The sequence below is a fragment of the Streptomyces phyllanthi genome (assembly GCF_009377205.1).
Classification (GTDB): Bacteria; Actinomycetota; Actinomycetes; order Streptomycetales; family Streptomycetaceae; genus Streptomyces; species Streptomyces phyllanthi.
Genome location: NZ_VJZE01000581.1, coordinates 1 through 4,809, shown reverse-complemented (window position 1 = coordinate 4,809; position 4,809 = coordinate 1). Strand labels below are relative to the sequence as shown.

The 4,809-nt window shown below is 71.3% G+C and carries 5 protein-coding genes and 1 pseudogene; 5 read left to right on the top strand and 1 reads right to left on the bottom strand.

Features of this window, described 5'->3' with window-relative positions:
* The 5 genes and pseudogenes from FNH04_RS41310 to FNH04_RS41290 all read left to right on the top strand — a co-directional run.
* A pseudogene (locus tag FNH04_RS41310) lies at positions 1–289 on the top strand (hypothetical protein); the annotation flags it as partial.
* Positions 286–960: a response regulator gene (locus FNH04_RS41305; RefSeq protein WP_152791347.1), complete on the top strand. Its 675-nt coding sequence runs from the start codon at positions 286–288 to the stop codon at positions 958–960. The pseudogene FNH04_RS41310 and the gene FNH04_RS41305, both read left to right, overlap by 4 nt.
* Positions 961–1,093: 133 nt before the next feature.
* On the top strand, positions 1,094–2,431 hold the full coding sequence (locus tag FNH04_RS41300) for a sensor histidine kinase (protein WP_386575246.1): 1,338 nt from the start codon (positions 1,094–1,096) through the stop codon (positions 2,429–2,431).
* Positions 2,428–3,123, top strand: coding sequence for a response regulator (locus FNH04_RS41295; RefSeq protein WP_386575244.1), 696 nt, complete (start codon positions 2,428–2,430; stop codon positions 3,121–3,123). The genes FNH04_RS41300 and FNH04_RS41295 overlap by 4 nt, the downstream gene beginning before the upstream one ends.
* A gap of 172 nt (positions 3,124–3,295) precedes the next feature.
* Positions 3,296–4,519 (top strand): cytochrome P450, encoded by a 1,224-nt coding sequence (locus FNH04_RS41290; protein ID WP_152791345.1) that lies wholly within the window; start codon positions 3,296–3,298, stop codon positions 4,517–4,519.
* Here the strand turns inward: FNH04_RS41290 and FNH04_RS41285 are convergent.
* A partial coding sequence (locus FNH04_RS41285) for a hypothetical protein (protein ID WP_228031925.1) occupies positions 4,502–4,809 on the bottom strand: 308 nt, incomplete at its 5' end. The genes FNH04_RS41290 and FNH04_RS41285 overlap by 18 nt on opposite strands.

The window sequence follows — 4,809 nt, the reverse complement described above, 5'->3', positions numbered from 1 at the left end:
GGGCCTGCAGCTACGGGTCATCAACTCCCGCCCCGAGCCCTCCCACGCTCTCGGCTCCGCTCGAGCAGGAGGGACCCCCATGGGGCCGTCGTCCCCCGGCGCGGGCCACGGCCTGCTCGGTATGCGGGAGCGCGCCGCGATGCTCGGTGGCACCCTGACGGCGATGCAGACGTCGCACGGCGGCTTCGTGGTGGTCGCCTTCCTGCCCCGCTCCGGCGGAACCGACCACCCCGCGGAGCCCCTCCACTCCGACAGCGCCCCGGGTACGACAGGAGAAACGAGCAGATGACGAGCAGCACCATTCGCGTACTGATCGCCGACGACCAGGAGATGGTCCGGCAGGGCTTCACGGTGCTGCTCAACGCCCGGCCCGGCATCGAGGTGGTGGGGCAGGCCGTGCACGGTCTGGACGCGGTGGCCAAGGTGGCCGAACTCACCCCGGACGTCGTCCTGATGGACATCCGCATGCCCGAGCTCGACGGCATCGAGGCCACCCGCCGCATCACCGCCGAGCACCCGGACATCAGGGTCCTGGTGCTCACCACCTTCGACCTCGACGAGTACGTGTACGACGCCCTGCACGCCGGCGCGTCCGGCTTCCTGCTGAAGGACGCCTCCGCGGACCAGCTCGCCGAAGCGGTGCGGGTGGTGGCGGCGGGTGACGCGCTGCTCGCTCCCGGCGTGACACGGCGCCTGATCGTCGAGTTCGCCCGTCTGCACGGCGCGCCCCGCGCCCCGCTGAAGGAACGCGTGGGCGATCTGACGGAGCGGGAGACGGAGGTCCTCGTGCTCATCGCCCACGGCCTGTCCAACGCCGAGATCGCCGAACGCCTCGTCGTGGCCGAGCAGACCGTGAAGACCCACGTGGGCCGCATCCTCGTGAAGCTGGGCCTGCGCGACCGCACCCAGGCGGCGGTGTTCGCGTACGAGTGCGGGCTGGTCCGGCCGTCCGGGTACTGAGGTACGAGGGTACGGCGGCCGTGGCAGTAAGCCCGGGGAGCCCTCGCACTACCCGTAGTACCTGAGACGGATGCCGAAGGACCCGCCTCACTGGTGACGACCGCGACCCCACCCGGCGCCTACCGTTCTGAACGTGACCGAGATGCCCCAGACGCAGACGACGCCCAAGCAGGGCCAAGCCACACCTCGCAGCCCGGAGTTCCGGCTGGCGGCGGACGCCCTGCGCGGGCTGCGGCAGGACCTGTTCCACGACGCGTTCGCCTACCGCCCGCTGCCGCGCATGAGCGTGGACGGCCCGATCACCCGGCACCTGCGCGGAAGTCTGCGGCAGAACGCGGTCTGGACCCCGCACGCCGTCGTGGCGTTCTGCGGCCTGCTGGCCGCGGTCATCGGCGCTGCCGGCGCAAAGGGCGGAGGCATGGCCGAGCTGCTGAGCCTCGCTTTCGCGCTGGGCCCGATCCTGCTGACGTTGATCCGGCCCGTCGGCGCCTTCTGGCTGTCCTTCGTCTCCGCGCCGATCACCGCGACGTTCGGTAACAGCTGGAGCGACTGGCCCTGGCCGGCCGGTGCCTTCGCCTGCCACCTGGTGGTGCTGGCGGTCGTGGCCCTGCGGACGCGGCCGCGCGTGGCCGCGTGGATGTGGGTGCTGACCGCGGCCTACGGCATCTTCTCCGAGACCCTTTTCGGCTCGCGCCACTACGCGTCCAACACCGCACCGTTCCTGGTCTTCTCCGCGATGATCCTGCTCGGCGTCACCGTCATCCACATACGCCGCAGCGCCGCGCGGGAGGTGACCGCCCAGCAGACGGTGACCGCGCACGAACGCTCCAAGCGCACCCTCCTGGAGGAGCGCACCACGATCGCCCGCGAGCTGCACGACGTGGTGGCCCACCACATGTCGGTGGTCGCGATCCAGGCGGAGGCGGCACCGTACCGGGTGGAGAACCCGCCCCCGGAGCTGGAGCAGGCCTTCGCCACGATCAGGGAGAACGCGGTGGCGGCACTCACCGAGCTCCGCCGTGTCCTCGGCGTCGTCCGCGCCGAGGACTACGAGGCGCCGGACGCCCCGCAGCCCACCCTGGCCGACATCGACGCCCTGCTCGCCAATGTGCGGGAGGCGGGCCTGACCGTCGAGAAGGTGGTCACCGGAGCCGTCCGTGAACTCCCGCAGGGCATCGAGCTGTCCGCGTACCGAATAGTCCAGGAGGCGCTCAGCAACAGCCTGCGGCACGCACCGGGCGCCACCGCCCGGGTCGAGATCGGCTACGTCCTGGGCGGCCTCGGACTGCGTATCGTCAACGGTCCGGCGACCGGCCTGATCAAACCGTCGCCCGGCGCCGGACACGGCATCACGGGCATGCGCGAGCGCGTCACGATGCTGAACGGGGAGATGACGACGGAAGAGACGGACGACGGAGGCTATGAGGTGACGGTGTTCCTGCCGGTTCCCCCCACGGAGGACCCCGTATGACGACCAGCATGAGCGGTGCCGGAGACCGTTCGATACGGGTCCTGATCGCCGACGACCAGATGATGGTCCGCGAGGGCTTCTCGGTGCTGCTGGGCGCGATGCCGGACATCGAGGTGGTCGGCGAGGCGGTGAACGGCCGGGAGGCGGTCGACCGGGTCCGCGACCTCTCCCCGGACGTCGTCCTGATGGACATCCGCATGCCCGAGATGAACGGCATCGAGGCGACCCGCGAGATCGTGGCGGCGGACGGTGCGGCGAAGGTGCTGGTGCTGACGACGTTCGACCTCGACGAGTACGTGTACCAGGCACTGCGGGCGGGAGCCTCGGGCTTCCTCCTCAAGGACGCCTCGGCACGCCAACTGGCCGAGGGGGTACGGGTGGTGGCGTCCGGCGAGGCGCTGCTGGCGCCGTCGGTGACGAAGCGGCTGATCACGGAGTTCTCCCGGATCGCGGACACCCCCCGGCTCCCGCCCTCGGCCCAGGCGGCCTACGGCGACCTGACGGAGCGGGAGACGGAGGTCCTGGTCCTCATCGCCCAGGGTCTGTCCAACGCCGAGATCGCCGAGCGCCTGGTCGTCGCCGAGTCCACCATCAAGACCCATGTCAGCCGCATCCTCGTGAAGCTGGGCCTCCGGGACCGTACGCAGGCGGCGGTGTTCGCGTACGAGGCGAGGCTCGTGACACCGGGGTGACGCCGGATACCCGGCGGGGCCTGATGCCCGGCGGGGCCTGACGCCCAGCCGGTCCTGATCCGCGTCATGGTCTGACGCACGGGCCTGACGCACGGGCCTGACGTACGGCGAGGTCCGCCCCGCTCAGGTCACCCCTGTTCAGACGGGGGTCGGGCAGGTTAGCGTCCGTTGCATGGCAGCCCGTTCCGAGACCGTTCCCGCCTTCGACCCGTGGGACCCCGAGTTCGTGACCGACCCGTATCCGGCGTACGCCGAGCTGCGGGCGCTGGGCCGGGTGCACTACTACGAGCCCACCGACCAGTGGCTGGTGCCGCACCACGCGGATGTGTCGGCGCTGCTGCGGGACCGGCGGCTGGGGCGGACGTACCAGCACCGTTTCACGCACGAGGACTTCGGGCGGACGGCGCCGCCGGCGGAGCACGAGCCGTTCCACACGCTGAACGACCACGGGATGCTCGATCTGGAGCCGCCGGACCACACGCGGATCAGGCGACTGGTGTCGAAGGCGTTCACGCCGAGGACGGTCGAACGGCTGGGGCCGTATGTCCAGCGGCTGGCCGGGGAACTGGTGGACGGGCTGGTCGCGGCGGGCGGCGGGGACCTGCTGACCGATGTGGCCGAGCCGCTGCCGGTCGCCGTGATCGCCGAGATGCTGGGCATCCCGGAGCCGGACCGGGCACAGCTGCGGCCGTGGTCGGCGGACATCTGCGGGATGTACGAGCTGAACCCCTCGGAGGAGACGGCGCGGAAGGCGGTGCGGGCGTCGGTCGAGTTCTCGGAGTATCTGCGGGAGCTGATCGCCGCGCGGCGTGAGGAGCCGGGGGAGGACCTGATCTCCGGGCTGATCGCGGCGTACGACGAGGGTGACCGGCTCACCGAGCAGGAGATGATCTCCACCTGTGTGCTGCTGCTGAACGCGGGGCACGAGGCGACGGTCAACGCGACGGTGAACGGCTGGTGGGCGCTGTTCCGCAACCCTGACCAGCTGGAGGCGCTGCGCGCCGACCGTTCGCTCGTACCGGGGGCCGTGGAGGAGCTGATGCGGTACGACACCCCGCTCCAGCTCTTCGAGCGGTGGGTGCTGGACGAGATCGAGATCGACGGGACGACCATCCCGCGCGGCGCGGAGATCGCCATGCTCTTCGGCTCCGCCAACCATGACCCGGCCGTCTTCGCCGACCCCGGCAGGCTGGACCTGTCCCGCCGGGACAACCCCCATATCTCCTTCAGCGCGGGGATCCACTACTGCATCGGCGCCCCCCTGGCCCGTATCGAACTCGCCGCGTCCATGGGCGCGTTGCTCGACCGCGCGCCTACGCTCCGCCTCGCGGCGGAGCCGAAGCGGAAGCCGAACTTCGTGATTCGGGGGCTGGAAGGGCTACTCGTCGAACTCTGACGTCCCGCCCCCGCCCGTGGCCCGCCGGCGTCTGCGCATCCAGAGCAGGAGAACGGCGCAGGCGAGGGCAGGGAGGGCGGCGCCGGCCGCCAGGACGAGAGGGAGTTCGGTGACGAGGACGGTGTAGTCGGTGTCCTCGCCCTCGAACCCGCCGCCCATGTGGCGTCGTGTGCGGTCGGTGGAGGCCCAGGCGAGCGCGGCCGTGGCCGCACCGACGGCGGACAGCGCGCAGCAGCCGCAGCCGGCGGCGGAATCGCGGTGCTCCATGCCGGGGCCCTCCGGGGTTGGGC

What these genes read in the sequence shown, in the direction of transcription:
- FNH04_RS41305 (WP_152791347.1), top strand. Translation starts at nt 286, where the DNA reads ATGACGAGCAGCACCATTCGCGTACTGATCGCCGACGACCAGGAGATG.
- FNH04_RS41295 (WP_386575244.1), top strand. Translation starts at nt 2,428, where the DNA reads ATGACGACCAGCATGAGCGGTGCCGGAGACCGTTCGATACGGGTCCTG.
- FNH04_RS41290 (WP_152791345.1), top strand. Translation starts at nt 3,296, where the DNA reads ATGGCAGCCCGTTCCGAGACCGTTCCCGCCTTCGACCCGTGGGACCCC.